Genomic DNA, 16596 nt, shown 5'->3' on the forward strand with positions numbered 1-16596 from the left:
TTCTAGCGTGGCCGAACGGGTTTGGGGAAGGGCGGGGGTTGCAGCCGCCGGTCGCGTTTCCTAGCTTTGCGGGATGAGCCTCAGCGCAGCCGATCTTCTTGAACTCCGCCAACGCCTTACCAGCGGATTTGGTCCAATCGAGAGCGAGGTGTTGGCCGAGAAGGCATCGTCGCTGGGCCACTATGGGCGGCAGGTGGAGAAGGCCATGGCGGCGCTGAGGGCGTTCGACGCCGCTCCCGGCACTGCGGATGAGCGCATGGTTCTGGTCAAGGCCGCGGCGCGAGACGTGTGGAAGTTCTTCGTGCAGCGCGAAGCCTGCGGCATGCGCGACCAAAGGGACGCCATCCGTCACTACGGCATCCCGCAAGAGGTGCTGGTTCGGCTCGGCGCGGTGGAGAAATGAACCGGATTGATCCGGCACTTCGATCTCACTAGAATCTATGAGATCGATTACATGCCAAGCCGGCGCGGGACGTTAAGTACGGATTGGATCACGTGGATCGAGTTGTCTTGATACGGCCCGGGAACGCCGATGCTCGGCGATAAGGTACGCAAGTCCCTCAGGGACATGGATACGCCATCCGCAGCCTTGCGTCCGGCTGCCGACATCGTCCCGCCCTTCCACAAGCTTGCCGTCGACGTGATCTGGGCGGGGTTCCGGATCGATCCGGAGGCGCTGCGGCCGTTCCTGCCCGAAGGGCTGGTGCTATCGCCGGCCAGTATCGGCGTGCTCGGCATCTACCAGGCGCCGTCCGGCTATGGCATCGCGCCGTACACGCGCGGGCTGGTGGGCGTGTCGGTCGAGGGGCTGGCCGGCTCGGACGTGGGCGAGGGCATGTTCGTGATGGGCAACATCATGGATGAGCCGGGCGCCGCGACGATGCGGCGGTTCTATTCGGGCGCGACGGTGGAGGGCACCGCGCACACCTGGCGGGAGGGCGATCTGCTGCACGGTGTAGCTTCCGTCGGCGGTGTCGACTGGCTGCGGGCGACGATCCGGCCGGGTGAAACTCGACCGGGGCTGTCGGGTGTCGACAACTTCCTAGGCATCACGCAGGCCCGCTTGATCAAGCATGCCGACTCGACCGTGGCGGATCTGGCGGATGCCGAGATCGTGACGCTGGAGATCACCGATGCGGCGCCCGACTACATGCGGGCGCTGCGGCCGGTTGAGTACGTGTTCGCGCTGGATGCATCGCGGGTGAACTCGATCTGGAGCGAGCCGCGGGTGGTGGGGCTCACGACCTCGGGCAACGCGGCATCGGTGTTCCTGGGGTTGATCGAGGATACCGGCCGCGCCGCCGCAGTGGTGCGGCAGGATGGAACGCTGATCGAGGCCAATGCCAGCGGACGGGCCCTGCTCGGACCGGATGGTTCGCGGCCGGGTGAGCCGCTGCTCAGCGGTCTGGCAGCGGAGCGGCAGGCACTGGGCCATGCGTTGAAGATGAGCTGTGCGCGCAAAGGGCCGCGGGTGTCGGAGCCGATCGCGCTGACGAGGGCTGGGGGCGGACGCCTGCTGGCCTATGTGTTGCCGCTCGAGCATGGTGAGCACGGCAAGGATTGTGCGCTGGTGCTATTGGCCGACACGCGTGAACCGGAGCGGCGCGATGCGGTGCAGATGCTGCAATTGTTTGGCCTGACCGGCGCCGAGGCCAAGCTTGCCGCTTTGGTAGGCATTGGCCACCCGCCGCGTGGCGCTGCCGCTGAACTGAGCATCTCCGAGCACACGGCGCGGTCGACACTCAAAACCGTCTACGACAAGCTCGGAATCAGGAAGCAGTCGGAACTCGGCCACCTCGTGGCGCGCCTGCAGTATCTGTAGAAGCAATGCTGTCCATAGATGGCTGCCCCCCGCATTTGTGGGGTGCGGCGGGTCGCGCGTGATGTGCATCCTTTGCCCTGGATGCTGCGAAATGGATGGCTGCCGTGCTCGACCTGTTGGAAAAACGCGCCAAACCCAAAGCGCCGCAGCTCACTGGACTGACTGTCGGCGACGTCATCGCCATGCTGGAGACGTTCGACCCTTCGGCGCCGGTGATGGTGCATGGCGAGAGCGGTGGCTTTGAGGAAGTACTGGGCTTCCGCACCACCGGCCTGGCGCTGAACGTCAATTCGGCCGAGGGCTTCGGACCGCACGACGTGCCTGATGACGGGGCGCAGCCCGACCTCGTCGCCGTGGTGCTGCGGTCGACCGAGCGCTAAAGCGCCAGCTTGAAACCTTCGTGGCTCTTGGAAAAACCCAGCCGCTCGTAGAAGCGGTGGGCATCGAGCCGCTTCTTGTTCGAGGTGAGCTGGACGAGACCGCAACCGCGAGCCCGCGCCTGTTCGATGGCCCAACCGATCATCTCGCCACCCAGCCCCAGGTTGCGATGTGTCGGGGCGATGTGCACGGCCTCGATGAGGCTGCGGAGCTCGCCGAGGCGGTTGATGCCAGGGATGTAGGTCAGCTGCATGGTGCCGACTACTTGTCCCTGGAACTCGGCGATCACCAACTGCTGGTTGGGGTCGGTTGCGATGGCATCGAACGCGGCGATGTAGCGTGGGTGGTGTGGCTGGTCGGGTAGGTCAGCACTGGGCGCGACATTGTCGTCGACAATCAGCCGGACGATGAAGCCGAGATCGTCAGGGGTCGCGTCGCGAAAGCTCAGCCGGCTCATTCGGTTCGTCCTCGAATCCATCGATGTGCAGATCACGGGTACTGGTGATGATCGAGTCGAGGAAGCCGGGGAAGCGCGCGTCGAGATCGGTGCGGCGCAGGGTGACGCGGCGGCGCGTACCCTCGGGGGTGACATTGACCACGCCGGCCTCGCGCAGCTTGCCTACGTGGTAGGTAATCGACGTCTTGCTGGCGAGATCGGTAAACTGACCGCAGGTCATGCCGATACCTTCGCAGCGCGACAAATGGCCGATGATGGCGAGCCGCGTCTCATCGCCCAGTGCGGTGAGCACGTTGGGAAGGGTGATCTGATCGGCATCGGGATGCGGCAAAGTCGGCTGTGTGCTCATGCCGTTTAACTATGCCATTTCCTGTCAAAGTTCAATGATCGTTGAACTAGGGGTTGACGTGGGGCCGGCCGAGGTTCATTTGTTCAACAATCATTGAACTAAGGGAAGTCACATGGACACGCGGCTTATCTGGCTCGCGCTCGGCACCTTTGCCGTCGGCGTCGAGGGTTTCGTCATCGCTACGCTCCTGCCGGCCATCGCGGCCGATAGCGGCGTGACGATCACGCAAGCGGGTTATCTGGTCTTCGCCTATGCCATTGCCTACGCGGTGGGAGCGCCGGTGCTTTCGGCGTTCACCGGTAAGTTCGACCGGCGGCCGCTGCTCGCTGTGGTGGCGCTGGTGTTCGCGACAGGCGCGCTGCTGGCGGCGATCTCGCAGGGCTATGCGATGCTGTTGATCGCGCGATTGATCATCGCGGCATCGGCCGGCCTTTATGCCGCTACGGCTCAAGCAGCGGCGGTGACACTGGCTCCGCCCGAGCGGCGGGCGCGGGCGGTGGCGACGGTGGTTGCGGGCACGACGATGGCGGTGGCGCTGGGCGCGCCGATCGGAGCGTTCCTCTCAGGCTTTGCCGGCTGGCGCGGCACCTATTTCGCCATTGCCGGTGTGGGTGTGCTGACTGCGGCAGCGATCTGGATGATGTTGCCCAAGGGCATACAGGGCGACCGGCGCGGGCTTGGCGAGCGGCTGGGGGTCCTCAGCGTGCCCGGCCTGCTGCCTGCGCTGCTGACGATCCTGCTCTACATGGCCGGCCCGTTTGCCGCATTCATCTACCTCGGGCCGGTGACCACCAAGCTGATGGGGCTCGACGCCGGGCTGCTGCCCTTCGTGATGCTGGCCTATGGCCTCGGCGCGGCGCTCGGTAACCCGCTGGGCGGGCAGTTGTCTGACCGGATCGGGGCGCAGGCGACGGTGACCATCGCCGCGGTGCTGAACATCGTGTTCCTGGTGCTGCTCGGCGCCATTCCGCTGTTGCCGCAGCCGGTGGTCATGCCGGCCTACTTCGCCTTCATGGTGGCCTGGGGCATCGCTGGCTGGATGTTCGTTCCGGGACAGGTGAGCCGCGTGGTTGCCCTGTCGCCGACCTCGGCGCCGCTGGCGCTGTCGCTCAATGCATCGTTCCTCTATCTCGGGACCGCGCTGGGTGCGCTGGTTGGCGGCGTGGTGCTCGAGCACCTGCCGATCGGCGACCTGGGGTTGGTAGCGGCGATCTTCCCGGCCCTTGCGTTGGGCATCCTGGTCGCGAGCCGTCCACGCGTCGTATCGATGCCCCGGCTCGGCTGAAGCCGATGCCCCGGCTCGGCTGAAAGGCTTAGCCCCCGCGCCTTGACCGGTGCCGGGGGCTCTCCTAACCATCGTCGGGCGAGGGGCTTCGACGATGGACGTGCGACTGCTGTGGTTGGCGCTGGGCGCATTCGCCGGCAGCGTCGAGAGTTCGCTCATCGTCAGCGTGTTGCCGGCCATCGCGTCCGAGACGGGCGTCAGCCTCTCGCAAGCCGGCTATCTGATCTTCGGCTATTCCATCGCCTACGGCATCGGCACGCCGGTGCTCTCGACAGTGTTCGGGCATGTCGACCGGCGGTCGGTGGTGGCCGGCGCGGAGTTGCTGTTCGGCCTGATGGCGCTTCTGCTCGGGGTACTGCCGGGGTTCCTGCTGCTGGTGCTGGCGCGTACGCTCCTGGCGCTCGGGGCGGGGCTGTTCACTTCCACAGCGCAGGCTACGGCCGTAGCGCTGGCAGCGCCGGGCAAGCGTGGCACGGCGATATCCACGGTGGTGATGGGCGGCTCGATCGCGGTGGCAATCGGCGCTCCGGCCTCGGCGCTGGTGGCGCAGTTCCTGGGCTGGCGAGCTGCCTACATCGGGCTCGGGATGCTCGCGACCATCGCCTCGGCGACGATGTGGCTGAAGCTGCCGGACGACATTCACGGTGACCGGCGGACCATCCGCGAACGCCTCAGCGTGCTGAAGGTGCCGGGAGTGCCGCTGACGCTGCTCACCTCAGGCGTAACGGTGCTGGCGAGCTTCACCTTCTTCAACTACCTGGCGCCGGTGACCACCGACTTGCTTGGCCTCGACCGGGTGCTGCTGCCCTTGGTGATGTTCGCGTTCGGGATCGGCGCGATGCTCGGCAACTACTTCGGCGGGCGCATGGCTGACCGGATCGGCGGCAAGCAGACGACGCTGGTGATCCTCGGCCTGATGATCGTGCTGTTGGCTGCGCTTCCGGTGCTGGCAACGCTGCCACGGGCGATGGTGTTGCCGGCGTTCTTCGTCCACATGGTGCTCTATGGCGTCGTCTCGTGGGGGTTCTTCCCGCCGCAGCTGCACCGGCTCGCCACTCTGGCACCGGCGGCGGTGCCGCTTTCGGCGTCGCTGAACCTCACGGCAATGAATGTCGGCGGGGCGCTGTCGGCACTTGTCGGCGGGCTGGTGCTCGAGGGCTTCGGCATCGCCTATCTCGGGCCGATCGGTGCTGTCGCCGCGGTGGTGGCGCTGGTGATTGCCTACCTGGCGCCGGACCACCGCGAAGCGATCTAGACCACCCGCTTACCCTTGGGGCTGAGGCCCCAGGCGGCAAACAGCACGATGACGGCAAGCCCGGCCGGCAGGATAGCCAGCAGCTGGTTGCCCGCCGCGAGGACGGCGGCGCCGGCCCACATGATTGAGCTCAATGCCTCGGAGATGGTGGCGGTGCGCGAGGCGACCTGGCGCCGGCGGAACATGGCGCGGCGCATCGGCACGCGGAACCACAGCTGGATCGCAGTGGCGGAACCGGCCGAGATGGCAACGAAGATCGCGGTGATCCAGGCGAGCTCCAGCGAGGCGATGCAGACCAGCAGCAGGATGGGCGCAAAGACCACGGCGATGGAGCAGAGCACCGCCTCGATCTTGGCGATGAGCACGGCCCGCGGATGGATCGGCGCGGTAACGACGAGGTCGTGCGCGTCCTCCCCGGAGATGGCGAGCCAGGAGAGGCCGCCCGCAAGCTGGCCGGCGGCCATGACGATCACCGGGATGACAACGACATAGGTGCCGGCGCTCTGGCCGTAGGAGACCCAGAGGAACAGTGCCGGCGGGAACAGATAGAGGATCTGCATCAGCGTCTGGCTGAGCAGCCACGGATCGCGCAGCAGCAGGCGCCACTCCTTGACGCGCAGGGCGTGCCGTTGCGAGGCCTTGCGGAATGGTCGCGTAGAGGCGGTCTGCTGCACGCGGGTGGCGGAGACACCAGCGGCGGCGATGGCGTGCTGGGCGAAGCCACCGGAGGTCATGCGGATGACCAGGGCGAGGACGCCGAGGCCGAGCAGCAACACCAGCAGCATGGCGCCGAGATCGCCCATCGCCGCTTTGGCGGGGAGCCAGACGAGGTTGGCCGGCTCCGGCGTGCCGGCGACGAACTCGGGCGATTGCAGCACCGAGAAGCGGTTCATGTTGCCGAAGCTGAGGATGGCGACGGCCTGGATGCCGATGACGAAGCCGGCGCCGACGATGCCGGCGATGATCTGCGCGATCAGCCGGGTGCGAGCGGGGCCGATGCTGCGGAACAGGCCCACGGTGACCAGCACCGAGATGGCGGCCGAGATCGCGCCGAAGCCGGCCAGTACGCCATAGGCGGCGAGCCACTTCGGACCGCCGTAGATGACCAGCACGTTGATGATCGGGCTGGCGAGCAGGCACGCCAGCAGCACGGTGCCGAAGGCGGTGGCGCCGGTGCGGACGGCGAAGACGCGGGCCGAGGATGCGGGGGAGCTGAGGATCAGGTCGAGATCGGAGCGCGAGTAATAGGCGCGGGTCACCGATTCCAGCGCCTGGCTCAGCATCACGGTCCAGAACAGGAAGCCGCTGCCGGTGACCAGCACCAGCGTCGATTTGTCGACGACGATGCCCTTGGCGATCCAGGGGGCGAGCAGCGCATAGGCGAGCCAGTGCAGGCCGAGGTAGAACATGGCGAGCGTGACGAACAGCACGACGCCGCGGACTTTGCGGCCTCCGGTGGTCATGGCGAGCCAGTCGCGCCAGGCGAGGCGGAACTCGTGGGCGGCGAACCAGGAAAGCGTGGCCGGTGTGCTCATCAGGCGGCGACATCCGCCATGTCGGCTTCCTTCTGGGCGACCAGATCGAGGAAGATTTCTTCGAGCGTGGTCTCACGGCCGATGCGGGCGCGCAGTTCTGCGAGCGTGCCTTCGGCGACGAGGCGGCCGTGATTGATGACGCCGATCCGCTCGGCCATGCGCTCGGCGACTTCGAGGATGTGGGTGGTCATGATGACGGTTACGTCGGACGCCACCTTCTGCTTCAGCACGTCCTTGACCTGCCGGGCGGAGCCGGCGTCGAGGCCGGTGAGCGGCTCGTCGAGGATGATGAGGCGCGGGTCGTGGACCAGCGCGCCGGCGAGGGCAACCTTCTGCAGCATGCCCTTGCTGAAGCCGCCGCAGCGCTCATTGGCGTGCGGGCGAAGGCCGAGCCAGTCGATCAACGCGTTGGAATGACGCTCGGCCTCGCGGGCATCGATGCGCCAGAGGCCAGCGACGAACTCGAGATATTCGAGCGGGGTGAGGCGGTCGTACACCATCGGCTCGTCGGAGACCCAGGCGACGATCGATTTGGCGGCGATCGGGTCCTTGGCGGCGTCGATGCCATAGACCGAGATGGAGCCTGCTTCCGGCTTCAGTAGCCCGGCGACCATGCGGAGGATGGTGGTCTTGCCGGCACCGTTGGGGCCGAGCAGGGCGTAGAACTCGCCGGCCTTCACCTTGAGCTCCAGGTCGATGACGACCGGCCGGTCAAAGCTCTTCTTGAGCCCGGAAATGTCGAGGGCAAGGTCGGCTAGCATGCGTGAGGCTCCGGTCGTGATGCCGGAACCTTAGTGCGGTCGCCTTGCGGCGAAGTGAACTGGTTCGGTTAAGAACAATTGATCGGAACGCGGAAGATATGGCGGTCCACGAAGAGGATGGGCGGCGCTGAGGCCGCCCACCTCCGTCAGAGTCCGGCGCGATCGATGATGACGCTGGGGCAGTTGCCGGCGCCCTGCGATGCACCGTCGTGAATGAGGCTCCCGAGGTCGCTGTCGGGAGTGATCACGCCGGCAAGTGAGATCTGCAGTTCGGTGAGCACCATGCGGTTGCCCGCCTGCTCCTTCTTGCAGTTGATCTCGACACGGTCGCCAGCACCGGGCCCGAAGGCGGCATCCACCGCGGCCCGGATCTGCGCCGGGGTAACCGAATTGTCGATGTTGTCGACCATGAAGCCGACGAGCGAGGATGCGTTGAGATCTTCCATCAGCGCCAGGGTTTCGGCGAAATAGCTCTCCATCGGCTCCTTGTAGCAGGTGCCGTGGACCAGCCACTCGTGGCGTTCGAGGAAGGACGCCGTGCCCGGCATGACGACCTTCAGCCGATCCATCAGTTCGGCCGGGATCACCACGGCCGGCAGGAGGCGCCAGGTTGCCGGCTTGTCGTTGGCCTTCATCTCCGGGGTGACGCCGACGCAATATTCGCGGCCTTGCGGCTGCGGCCAGAGGCCGTGCAGCGCGAAATGGCTCGCGTCGAACCGGTCCTCACCCTGGTTGAGGCATTCGACCTTGTCGGGCTGCGTCTCGCAGAAGCCCGGCTGCCAACTGGCGGCCAACATGTAGATGTCCGAACCGGCCGGCAGACCAGCATCGCCGACGTCGACATTGCCGTCATCGTCTGGGGTCGGGGTCGGTTGGTCGGGCGCCTCGACGGTCCTGACGCCACAGCCGACGGCAACCCAGCGTTCCTGCGGCGCGACGCCCGGAATGATCATTCGATAGTGGGACGGACCATCCGGCCGGTTGATCTCGATGAGTTCATAGGCACGGCCCGGTTCGACGAGAATGTCGCCAGGATTGGTCTGGTTGCGGAATGACTGAAAGGCCGGGCAGGCCTGTTGTGCGATAAAAAAACCATCGATCGGTACTGCCACGGCCGGAGACGAAACCGCCGCGACAGCCAAGGCGGAAAGTATCGATACGAACTTCATCTTCACCCTCCCAGCGAAATATGAAGCCGGGAGAGTAACGATTGAGTAAGTCACGTCAATGACAGTGTGTCAGCGCTGCGTCACATAGCCGTCCGGAACACCGCGCGTCGACAATACGAACTGCCAGACCTGCAGCACCTTGGCGCGGAAGCCGCCGGCGCAGCAGAGCAGGTAGTACTTCCACAAGCGGTAGAAGCGTTCCTCCTCGGGGTTACGGTCCTTCTTCCAGTTGCGGTCGAAGTTCTCGTACCAGGCGACCAGCGTCTTGTCGTAGTGCGGGCCGATATTGTGGAGATCGATGACGCTGAACAGCCCGTCAATGGCCTTGCCGATTTGGGCCATCGAGGGGATGACGCCGCCGGGGAAGATGTACTTCTCGAGCCACGCCTCGATGGTTTCGGTCGACCATTGCGAGCCGATAGTGTGCATCATGAACAGGCCATCGTCCTTGATGACGCTGTGCGCCTTCTCGAAGTAGGTCCGGTAGTTCTTGTGCCCGACATGCTCGAACATGCCCATCGAGACGACATGGTCGGTCTTGCCCTCGAACAGCCGGTAATCCTTGACCTGGAACTCGACGGGGAGGTGCTTGTAGCGCTCGCGGCCATAGGCGGCTTGATCGGGGGAAACGGTGACGCCGACGCAGTTGGCGCCGTATTTCTCGGCGGCAAAGCCCATGAAGGCGCCCCAGCCGCAGCCGATGTCCCAGACGGTCTGGCCCGGTTGCAAGCCAATCTTGCGGCAGACCATGTCGAGCTTGGCTTCCTGCGCCTGATCCACATTGGTGACGCCTTCCGGCCAGTAACCGCAGGAGCCGGTCATGCGCTTGTCGAGCGAGGCTTTGTACGCCTCGGTTTCGCTGTAGTGCATCGCGGCAACGCGCTTCGAGCGCGCGACGTTCTGCATGTTCATGATGCGCGCCTGCACCACCTGCCAGACGAGGTTGGTGGTGACGCGCACGCCGTCGGGGACTCGCGAGCGGAGCACGCGGTTGAAGAACTCCGCCATGTCGGCGACGTCCCAGATGCCGTCCATGTAGGCCTCGCCGAGGCCGAGGGTGCCCTGGCCGTAAAGTCGTCTCCAGAATTCGTCTGAGTGGATCTGAGGGTCCCACGGATTGGGCCCGTTCAGGGTGATATCTGCCTCCTTGAGGAGGACTTCCATTTGTGGGGTGGCTCCCATCGAATCCCTGCTCGTTCAAATAGACAAAACGCGGGAAGCCAATGCCCGTCGGACGGGCGAGTCAAGGGCGGCAGCCTAGCTGCCGCCCTTGGGTCGATCAGAGCGTGATGCGGTAGATGCCGAAGCCGGCATCGCTGGTCTTGCCCGTCGCCTCGATCTTCACCGCGGTGACGTCGGCGAGGTGTTCGGCTGCCTTTGGCCCGGTTTCGAACAGCACGGTGCCGCCGATCGGGGCGAGGGCCCAGTTGCTGTCGGCCTTGGGCTCGATGGTCTTCTGCTCGATGATGTAGCGCACGATGATGTCGCGGTTGGTGTCGGGACCCTTGAAAACGATCTTGTCGGGCCCGATGCCCGGGAAGGTGCCGCCGCCGCCGGCGCGGTAGTTATTGGTGGCGACGACGAACTTCTGCGCCGGATCGATCGGCTTGCCGTCGAACTGCAGGTCGACGATACGGCTCTCGGTATTGCCGAGGTCCTCGCCCTTGGGACCGTATTTCGAGGGCTTGGTGACGTCGATCTTGTAGGTGACGCCGTCGATCACGTCGAAGTTGTAGGCCGGGAAATCGAGGTTGATCAGCGGCTGGTCGCCGCCGCCGGCAGCGACCTGGTTGAAGATGCCGGCCGAGCGGTCGAGCCAGTTCTGCACGTCCTGGCCGGTGATCACCACTGCCTGGATGGTGTTGGGGTAGAGGTAGAGATCGGCGACGTTCTTGATCGCCACCGGACCCACCGGCACGTCCGTGTAGTAGTCCGGGCCGCCGCGGCCACCAGCCTTGAACGGTGCGGCGGCGGAGAGGATCGGCAGGGCCTCGTTCTCGGTGCCCTTCATCATCTGCTCCAAGTACCACTTCTGGGCAATGTTGACGATCTGGACGGACGGATCGTCGGCGACGAGAGCGAAGTAGGAGTGGAGCGGTGCAGCGGTCTCGCCGACCGGGCGGCGGATGTAGGCGAGCGTCTCGTCGTGGTCATCCTGAGCGGCAGCGAGAATGGACGCGACGCTCTCGACCAGCGCCTTCGGTTTGCCTTCGACGCGCTCGAAGATCGGACGGGCTTCGGCAGTGTGGGAGACGACGCTCCACTTGCCGTCGGCGGCCTTCTCCAGCAGCAGGTCGATGAGGCCCATGTGCGAGCCCCAGAAACCGGCCATAACGGCGGGCTTGCCGGCGAGAGTGCCGGCGGTCAGGTCGGCGCCTTCGAGGCCCTCGAAGTCCTTGGAGTTCGGAAACACCAGATGCTGGTGGCCGGTGACGATGACGTCGAGGCCTTCAACGGCCGCAAGCTGCAATGCAGCGTTCTCGGCCTTGGGCTGGCCGGTGTCCGCGGCGATGCCGGTGTGGGCCAGCGCGACGACGAGATCGGCGCCCTCGGCGCGCATCTTGGGGATGTAGGCCTTGGCGGTCTCGACGATGTCGCGGGTATCGACCTTACCGGCGAGGTGGGTGTTGTCCCAGGTCATGATCTGCGGCGGCAGGAAGCCGATGAAGCCGATCTTGATGGCCTGCTTGGCGCCGGCGCCGTCGGTCAGTTCCTTTTCGACGATCTTGTAGGGCGCGACATAGGTCGTGTCCGACAGCGGATCGGCGCCCAGTTCACCCTTCGCCAGATTGGCCGAGACGATCGGGAAATTGGCGGCGGCGATGGCGGCGTCGAGGAACTCGAGGCCATAGTTGAACTCGTGGTTGCCGAGCGTGCCGACTTCGTAGCCGAGGGTGTTCATGGCCGCGATGATCGGATGCGGCTCGTTGGTCAGGCCCTTCTCATAGGCGATGTAATCGCCCATCGGGTTGCCCTGGATGACGTCGCCATTGTCGATGAGGATCGAGTTGCCGGCTTCGGCGCGGATCGAATCGATGATCGCGGCAGTGCGGGCGAGGCCCAGCGTGTCGTTCGGCGCGTCGGCGTAATAATCGTAGGGGAACACAGCGACATGCAGGTCGGTGGTTTCCATAAGGCGAAGATGGGCCTGGCCGGCGGCTGCCTGCACCGCGAAGGGGTGCAGCACCACGGCGGCGCCGAGCGTCGCCGAGCCGGCGAGGAAGGCGCGACGGGAAATCGAGTAATTGTAGTTCATGGACGTCTCCCACAACATTTGAAGAATGCGTGACCCGGCGGAACGTCGGCTCTGCTGGCCGGTTATCCCGCTTGGCGATGATGGCCTCAGATGCCGCCGCTACGTGACGCTGCAATGACGGCGGCGATTGTGACAGTGGCCTTTCTGGACCATCTGGTCAAATTTGCTGTCGCGCCGTGATTGGCAGTACTATTGTGAGCCGGTCCCAGGGAGAAAACGGATGAAGTGGCAAGGACGTGAGCGCAGTTCGAACATCGAGGACCGGCGCGGCCAGGGCGGCGGCGGTCTCGGCGGATCGGGCGGCGGTTTCGGGCCGCTCGGCGGCTCCCGCATCCCGATGGGGCGAGCTGGTGGCGGCGGGCTGGGGCTCATCGGTATCATTGTCGTGCTGGGCATCATCTGGTTCGCCACGGGGCAGAACCCGATCGACATCCTGACGGGCGGTGGCGGCGGTACGACGACGTCATCGAGCCAATGGTCACCGCCGGCGTCGACCGCCGGGCAGGACGAGCTGGCCGATTTCGTCGGCGTGGTGGTCAAGGACACCGAGAACCTCTGGGGCGAGGTGTTCCAGCAGAACAACATGACCTATCAGCCACCCAAGGTGGTGCTGTTCAGCGACGCGACGCAATCGGCATGCGGCGTGGCGCAGTCGGCATCGGGGCCGTTCTACTGTCCGAACGACAAGAAGGTCTATATCGACCTGGCGTTCTACGATCAGCTGCGCCGGCAGTTCGGCGCGCCGGGCGATTTCGCCCAGGCCTACGTGATCGCCCATGAAATCGGGCACGCGGTGCAGGACCAGACGGGCGTACTGCCCGAGTTCAACCAGCGGCGCGGTGCGATGAGCCAGGAAGAGCAGAACGCCTATTCGGTGCGGGTCGAGCTGCAGGCCGACTGCTATGCCGGCGTTTGGGCGAACTACGCAAACCGGCAAAACTACCTGGAGCAGGGCGATGTCGAGGAGGCGATCAACGCCGCCAACGCCATCGGTGACGACACGCTGACCCGCGGCCAGGTGTCGGAGCGCAACTTCACGCATGGCACTTCGGCGCAGCGCATGGCCTCGCTGAAGAAGGGCATGGATACCGGCGATGTCAGCCAATGCAAGCTATGATGCTGCGCTAACGCGGGGGAACGGCCGATGGGTGTGATACCCGCCAGTATGATGCCGCATGTGAAGCGGTTGGGCTGGTCGGGCGCGCTGGCGTTGGGTGTGGTGATCGCCATGCTGGCGGGAATCAACCCGATCACGCTGATCACCGGCAAGGTTTCACCACCGCCGCCGCCGACTTCGATCACTGGGGTGCCGGCCAGCTCGGCGACGCTCGAGCAGATAGCCGCCTATCCGCCGGTGGTCGCCGGCGAGGCGGAGCTGATGTGGAGGCGGTTCTTTCATCAGACGGCCATCCGCTATCCGCGGATCGCGCTCAGCGTGGTCGAGAGTTCGAGTTCGTTCGGCTGCGGCATGGCGGGCAAAGATCTGACCGTGCTGTATTGCCCGGCGAACCGCGTGGTCTATGTCGACACCAGCGCGTACGAGCGGCTGCGCGCGAAGTTCCCGCTGGGGGCCGACTACGCCATGGCCTACCTCATCGCCGAGGCTTACGGGCATCACGTGCAGTGGGCACTTGGGTTGTTCACCGACCTGGTAACGCTGCAGACGCAGAAGGATGCCGAGGCGGCCGCGGCGTTGGAGCGTCACATCGACCTGCAGGCCGCTTGCTACGCAGCGATGTGGACGATCACCGCGGGGATCGATGAGCTCGACAGGAACGCGGCGGTGATGGCCGCTGTCGACGCCGTCGAGGAAAACCGCCACCGCGCGATCATCAATCTGCCGTTGGGCATGGTGGTGCCGGAGGTGCTGGCCACGGCCAGCAAAGAGGCGCGGGCGACCTGGTACGACCGGGGCTACGCCATCCCGGCGCCAGGTAGCTGCAAGCTCGAGAAGATCATCAAGGAAGGGCAGGCATGACCATGCGCGGACGTCTCGACGGATTGCGAGTAGAGCGGTTCTTCGATGATGGCACGTACCCCAACAGCCGCCTGCCGCTGTTGTTCTACGAAGAGGCCCTGCCGCGCGGCGACGCCGATCCCGAGGCCATGGAGGCGCTTTTCGCCGCCAATGGCTGGCCGCCGGCCTGGCGGGCCCCGGTGTTCACCTACCACCACTACCACTCGACGGCGCACGAGACGCTCGGGGTTGCGCGCGGTTCGGCCCGGCTGTTGCTCGGCGGGCCGGAGGGACGCGAGTTCGATGCCGAGCCGGGCGATGTGATCGTGATCCCGGCGGGAGTGGCGCACCGGCGGCTCGACTCGAGCAGCGATTTCCTGGTGGTCGGTTGCTATCCGCCGGGGCAGGACTGGGATCTGCTCAGGGGCGAATCGGGCGATCGGCCGAAGGCGGATCAGAACATCCTGCGGGTGCCGAAGCCGGCTTCCGACCCCGTCGCTGGTGTCGCCGGACCTCTGATAACGCACTGGATGTAGCTGGCAAAACACCGGGTAACGCCGCTGCGGGACAATCGGTTCCACGTTCCGTGGTTGTTCCAAACTGCCCTAGAAATGACCAGCAAATGATCGCCAGCAAGCCGTGATCCGGCCGGTTTGCGATCACATTCGGGCTTAGTCTTTGTCCTCGCCGACAGCGTTGAGGCTGTTGGCCGGACCCGGGCCACCGGTGCCGCTTTAAACCTCACATGGAAGGACAAAACTCCATGAAGAAGCTCCTGATCACCATCGCAGCCATCGGCCTTTCCTCGGCGGCTTTCGCCCAGGCCGCGGCAGTCACCTTTACGTCCGTCGACGCGGACACCAGCGGTGGGGTGAGCATTGCCGAGGCACAGGTTGCCTGGCCCGATCTGACCCAGGAGGCGTTCGACGCCGCCGATGCGAACAAGGATGGTTCGCTCGACCAGGCTGAGTTTGACGCTTATGCGGCTACGCTGCCGGCTCCCGCCGCGCAGTAACTTTCGGCCAGCCATGGCTGAGAGGGGTCGCCTGGCCACCGGCGGCCCCTTTTCTTTGGGCGAGACTTACTCGCCGGCCTTCACCTGCTCGGCCTCCAGCGCCATGCCCTTCTGGGCGCGCACCAGGTTCAGGAACCGGGTGAACAGGTAGTGGCTGTCGTGCGGGCCGGGGCTGGCTTCGGGATGGTACTGCACCGAGAAGATCGGCTTGCCCTCGACCTCGAGCCCGGCATTGGAGCCATCAAACAGTGAGATGTGGGTCTGCTTGACGTTGCCGGGGAGGCTCTCTGTGTCCACCGCGAAGCCGTGGTTCATCGAGGTGATCTCGACCTTGCCGGTGGTGAGGTCCTTGACCGGATGATTGGCGCCGTGGTGGCCCTGATGCATCTTCTGGGTCTTGCCGCCGACCGCGAGGCCGAGCAGCTGGTGGCCGAGGCAGATGCCGAACATCGGCTTGCCGGTTTCCATCAGCGTCTTGATCGTCGGCACAGCGTACTTGCCGGTCGCCGCCGGATCGCCCGGGCCATTCGAGAGGAAGATCGCGTCGGGGTTGTGCGACATCACATCCTTGGCGGTGGCGGTGGCCGGCACGACGGTTACCCGTGCGCCCTGGTCGGCGAGCTGGCGCAGGATGTTGCGCTTCGCACCGTAGTCGATGGCGACGACGTGGAACTCGGGATTGTCCAGCCGACCGTAGCCCTCCGTCCGGGTCCAGGAGGTCTGGTCCCAGTGGTAGGTCTGCGCCGTGGTGACCTCGCGAGCGAGGTCGAGGCCTTCGAGGCCGGGGAAGTTCTTGAGCTCAGCCTGCATCGAGGGCTCGTGGAAGTAGCCGTCGGGGGCGTGGGCGATCACGCCGTTCGGCATGCCGTTCTCACGGATGCGGGCGGTCAGCGCCCGGGTGTCGACGCCAGCGATGCCAATGATGTTGCGCTTCTTCAGCCAGGCATCGAGCTTCTCGACGGCCCGGTAGTTCGACGGATTGGTGATGTCGGCGCGCAGCACGCAGCCCCGGATGCCCGAGAGCGCGGCCATGTTGACCGTCTCGATATCCTCGTCGTTGGTGCCGACATTGCCGATGTGCGGGAAGGTGAAGGTGATGATCTGCCCGGCATAGGAGGGATCGGTGAGGATCTCCTGGTAGCCGGTCATCGCGGTGTTGAAGCAGACCTCGCCGGCGGCATGCCCGATGGCGCCGATGCCGTGACCTTCGAGTCGCGTTCCGTCCTCGAGCAGCAGGAGGGCGGTCGCAGGTTTTTGCTGCCAGCCGGTCATGGCGGGGCTCCAAGGGTTCGGGTCGGTGTCGGTTGAGGGCTCTCCTTAGAAGGGGCCCGGCCCAAGCGCAAGTGGCGCACGGGGA

Annotated in this window: 17 protein-coding genes; 9 read left to right on the forward strand and 8 right to left on the reverse strand. The window is 65.4% G+C overall.

The window, feature by feature from the left end; genetic code table 11:
- Window positions 1-73 precede the first annotated feature (73 nt).
- The 3 genes from AC1DWU_RS05230 to AC1DWU_RS05240 all read left to right on the forward strand — a co-directional run bounded on the left by AC1DWU_RS05230 (window position 74) and on the right by AC1DWU_RS05240 (window position 2202).
- Window positions 74-403: a DUF6665 family protein gene (locus tag AC1DWU_RS05230; RefSeq protein ID WP_477148905.1), complete on the forward strand. Its 330-nt coding sequence runs from the start codon at window positions 74-76 to the stop codon at window positions 401-403.
- A gap of 129 nt (window positions 404-532) precedes the next feature.
- On the forward strand, window positions 533-1822 hold the full coding sequence (locus AC1DWU_RS05235) for an acetoacetate decarboxylase family protein (protein WP_477148906.1): 1290 nt from the start codon (window positions 533-535) through the stop codon (window positions 1820-1822).
- 104 nt (window positions 1823-1926) lie between these two features.
- The gene (locus tag AC1DWU_RS05240) at window positions 1927-2202 is read left to right on the forward strand and encodes a hypothetical protein (protein WP_477148907.1); all 276 of its coding nucleotides are present in this window, start codon (window positions 1927-1929) and stop codon (window positions 2200-2202) included.
- Here AC1DWU_RS05240 and AC1DWU_RS05245 read toward each other — a convergent pair.
- Both AC1DWU_RS05245 and AC1DWU_RS05250 read right to left on the reverse strand, forming a co-directional pair.
- Window positions 2199-2657, reverse strand: a complete 459-nt coding sequence (locus AC1DWU_RS05245) for a GNAT family N-acetyltransferase (protein ID WP_477148908.1) — start codon at window positions 2655-2657, stop codon at window positions 2199-2201. The genes AC1DWU_RS05240 and AC1DWU_RS05245 overlap by 4 nt on opposite strands.
- Window positions 2623-3006, reverse strand: a complete 384-nt coding sequence (locus AC1DWU_RS05250; protein WP_477148909.1) for an ArsR/SmtB family transcription factor — start codon at window positions 3004-3006, stop codon at window positions 2623-2625. The genes AC1DWU_RS05245 and AC1DWU_RS05250 overlap by 35 nt, the downstream gene beginning before the upstream one ends.
- Before the next feature lie 112 nt (window positions 3007-3118).
- On the opposite strand from AC1DWU_RS05250, the gene AC1DWU_RS05255 reads away from it, so the two are divergent.
- Both AC1DWU_RS05255 and AC1DWU_RS05260 read left to right on the forward strand, forming a co-directional pair.
- A complete protein-coding gene (locus AC1DWU_RS05255; RefSeq protein ID WP_477148910.1) occupies window positions 3119-4291 on the forward strand; it encodes an MFS transporter in 1173 nt (390 codons plus the stop codon).
- A 94-nt stretch (window positions 4292-4385) separates the two neighbouring features.
- Window positions 4386-5546 carry an MFS transporter gene (locus AC1DWU_RS05260; RefSeq protein ID WP_477148911.1) on the forward strand — a complete coding sequence of 387 codons (1161 nt, stop codon included), beginning with the start codon at window positions 4386-4388 and terminating at the stop codon, window positions 5544-5546.
- Here the strand turns inward: AC1DWU_RS05260 and AC1DWU_RS05265 are convergent.
- From AC1DWU_RS05265 to AC1DWU_RS05285, 5 genes are all read right to left on the reverse strand, one after another.
- Entirely contained in the window at window positions 5543-7081 is a 1539-nt protein-coding gene (locus tag AC1DWU_RS05265) for a permease (RefSeq protein WP_477148912.1), read from the reverse strand. The two genes, AC1DWU_RS05260 and AC1DWU_RS05265, sit on opposite strands and share 4 nt — an antisense overlap.
- Complete coding sequence (locus AC1DWU_RS05270) at window positions 7081-7842, reverse strand: ABC transporter ATP-binding protein (RefSeq protein WP_477148913.1); 762 nt, start codon at window positions 7840-7842, stop codon at window positions 7081-7083. The genes AC1DWU_RS05265 and AC1DWU_RS05270 overlap by 1 nt, the downstream gene beginning before the upstream one ends.
- A 146-nt stretch (window positions 7843-7988) precedes the next feature.
- Window positions 7989-9011, reverse strand: coding sequence for a ribonuclease T2 family protein (locus AC1DWU_RS05275; RefSeq protein ID WP_477148914.1), 1023 nt, complete (start codon window positions 9009-9011; stop codon window positions 7989-7991).
- 69 nt (window positions 9012-9080) lie between these two features.
- Window positions 9081-10175 (reverse strand): cyclopropane fatty acyl phospholipid synthase, encoded by a 1095-nt coding sequence (cfa, locus tag AC1DWU_RS05280; RefSeq protein WP_477148915.1) that lies wholly within the window; start codon window positions 10173-10175, stop codon window positions 9081-9083.
- Between the two features lie 115 nt (window positions 10176-10290).
- The gene (locus AC1DWU_RS05285; protein WP_477148916.1) at window positions 10291-12267 is read right to left on the reverse strand and encodes a bifunctional 2',3'-cyclic-nucleotide 2'-phosphodiesterase/3'-nucleotidase; all 1977 of its coding nucleotides are present in this window, start codon (window positions 12265-12267) and stop codon (window positions 10291-10293) included.
- A gap of 220 nt (window positions 12268-12487) precedes the next feature.
- Between AC1DWU_RS05285 and ypfJ the strand changes: the two genes are divergently transcribed.
- The 4 genes from ypfJ (at window position 12488) to AC1DWU_RS05305 (ending at window position 15239) form a co-directional block, all read left to right on the forward strand.
- The gene (gene ypfJ, locus AC1DWU_RS05290) at window positions 12488-13384 is read left to right on the forward strand and encodes a KPN_02809 family neutral zinc metallopeptidase (protein ID WP_477148917.1); all 897 of its coding nucleotides are present in this window, start codon (window positions 12488-12490) and stop codon (window positions 13382-13384) included.
- A 60-nt stretch (window positions 13385-13444) separates the two neighbouring features.
- A complete protein-coding gene (locus AC1DWU_RS05295; RefSeq protein WP_477148918.1) occupies window positions 13445-14245 on the forward strand; it encodes a neutral zinc metallopeptidase in 801 nt (266 codons plus the stop codon).
- Window positions 14242-14760, forward strand: a complete 519-nt coding sequence (locus tag AC1DWU_RS05300; protein ID WP_477148919.1) for a cupin domain-containing protein — start codon at window positions 14242-14244, stop codon at window positions 14758-14760. The genes AC1DWU_RS05295 and AC1DWU_RS05300 overlap by 4 nt, the downstream gene beginning before the upstream one ends.
- Before the next feature lie 227 nt (window positions 14761-14987).
- Window positions 14988-15239 carry an EF-hand domain-containing protein gene (locus AC1DWU_RS05305; protein WP_477148920.1) on the forward strand — a complete coding sequence of 84 codons (252 nt, stop codon included), beginning with the start codon at window positions 14988-14990 and terminating at the stop codon, window positions 15237-15239.
- 66 nt (window positions 15240-15305) lie between these two features.
- On the opposite strand, the gene carA is transcribed toward AC1DWU_RS05305, so the two are convergent.
- Window positions 15306-16511 carry a glutamine-hydrolyzing carbamoyl-phosphate synthase small subunit gene (gene carA / locus AC1DWU_RS05310; RefSeq protein WP_477148921.1) on the reverse strand — a complete coding sequence of 402 codons (1206 nt, stop codon included), beginning with the start codon at window positions 16509-16511 and terminating at the stop codon, window positions 15306-15308.
- Window positions 16512-16596: the final 85 nt, after the last annotated feature.

Source organism: Devosia sp. P2_G7, assembly GCF_056403495.1.

What these genes read in the sequence shown, in the direction of transcription:
- AC1DWU_RS05305 (WP_477148920.1), top strand. Translation starts at nt 14,988, where the DNA reads ATGAAGAAGCTCCTGATCACCATCGCAGCCATCGGCCTTTCCTCGGCG.
- AC1DWU_RS05260 (WP_477148911.1), top strand. Translation starts at nt 4,386, where the DNA reads ATGGACGTGCGACTGCTGTGGTTGGCGCTGGGCGCATTCGCCGGCAGC.
- AC1DWU_RS05250 (WP_477148909.1), bottom strand. Translation starts at nt 3,006, where the DNA reads ATGAGCACACAGCCGACTTTGCCGCATCCCGATGCCGATCAGATCACC.
- AC1DWU_RS05245 (WP_477148908.1), bottom strand. Translation starts at nt 2,657, where the DNA reads ATGAGCCGGCTGAGCTTTCGCGACGCGACCCCTGACGATCTCGGCTTC.
- AC1DWU_RS05285 (WP_477148916.1), bottom strand. Translation starts at nt 12,267, where the DNA reads ATGAACTACAATTACTCGATTTCCCGTCGCGCCTTCCTCGCCGGCTCG.
- AC1DWU_RS05235 (WP_477148906.1), top strand. Translation starts at nt 533, where the DNA reads ATGCTCGGCGATAAGGTACGCAAGTCCCTCAGGGACATGGATACGCCA.
- carA (WP_477148921.1), bottom strand. Translation starts at nt 16,511, where the DNA reads ATGACCGGCTGGCAGCAAAAACCTGCGACCGCCCTCCTGCTGCTCGAG.
- ypfJ (WP_477148917.1), top strand. Translation starts at nt 12,488, where the DNA reads ATGAAGTGGCAAGGACGTGAGCGCAGTTCGAACATCGAGGACCGGCGC.
- AC1DWU_RS05255 (WP_477148910.1), top strand. Translation starts at nt 3,119, where the DNA reads ATGGACACGCGGCTTATCTGGCTCGCGCTCGGCACCTTTGCCGTCGGC.
- AC1DWU_RS05265 (WP_477148912.1), bottom strand. Translation starts at nt 7,081, where the DNA reads ATGAGCACACCGGCCACGCTTTCCTGGTTCGCCGCCCACGAGTTCCGC.
- cfa (WP_477148915.1), bottom strand. Translation starts at nt 10,175, where the DNA reads ATGGAAGTCCTCCTCAAGGAGGCAGATATCACCCTGAACGGGCCCAAT.
- AC1DWU_RS05275 (WP_477148914.1), bottom strand. Translation starts at nt 9,011, where the DNA reads ATGAAGTTCGTATCGATACTTTCCGCCTTGGCTGTCGCGGCGGTTTCG.
- AC1DWU_RS05230 (WP_477148905.1), top strand. Translation starts at nt 74, where the DNA reads ATGAGCCTCAGCGCAGCCGATCTTCTTGAACTCCGCCAACGCCTTACC.
- AC1DWU_RS05270 (WP_477148913.1), bottom strand. Translation starts at nt 7,842, where the DNA reads ATGCTAGCCGACCTTGCCCTCGACATTTCCGGGCTCAAGAAGAGCTTT.
- AC1DWU_RS05300 (WP_477148919.1), top strand. Translation starts at nt 14,242, where the DNA reads ATGACCATGCGCGGACGTCTCGACGGATTGCGAGTAGAGCGGTTCTTC.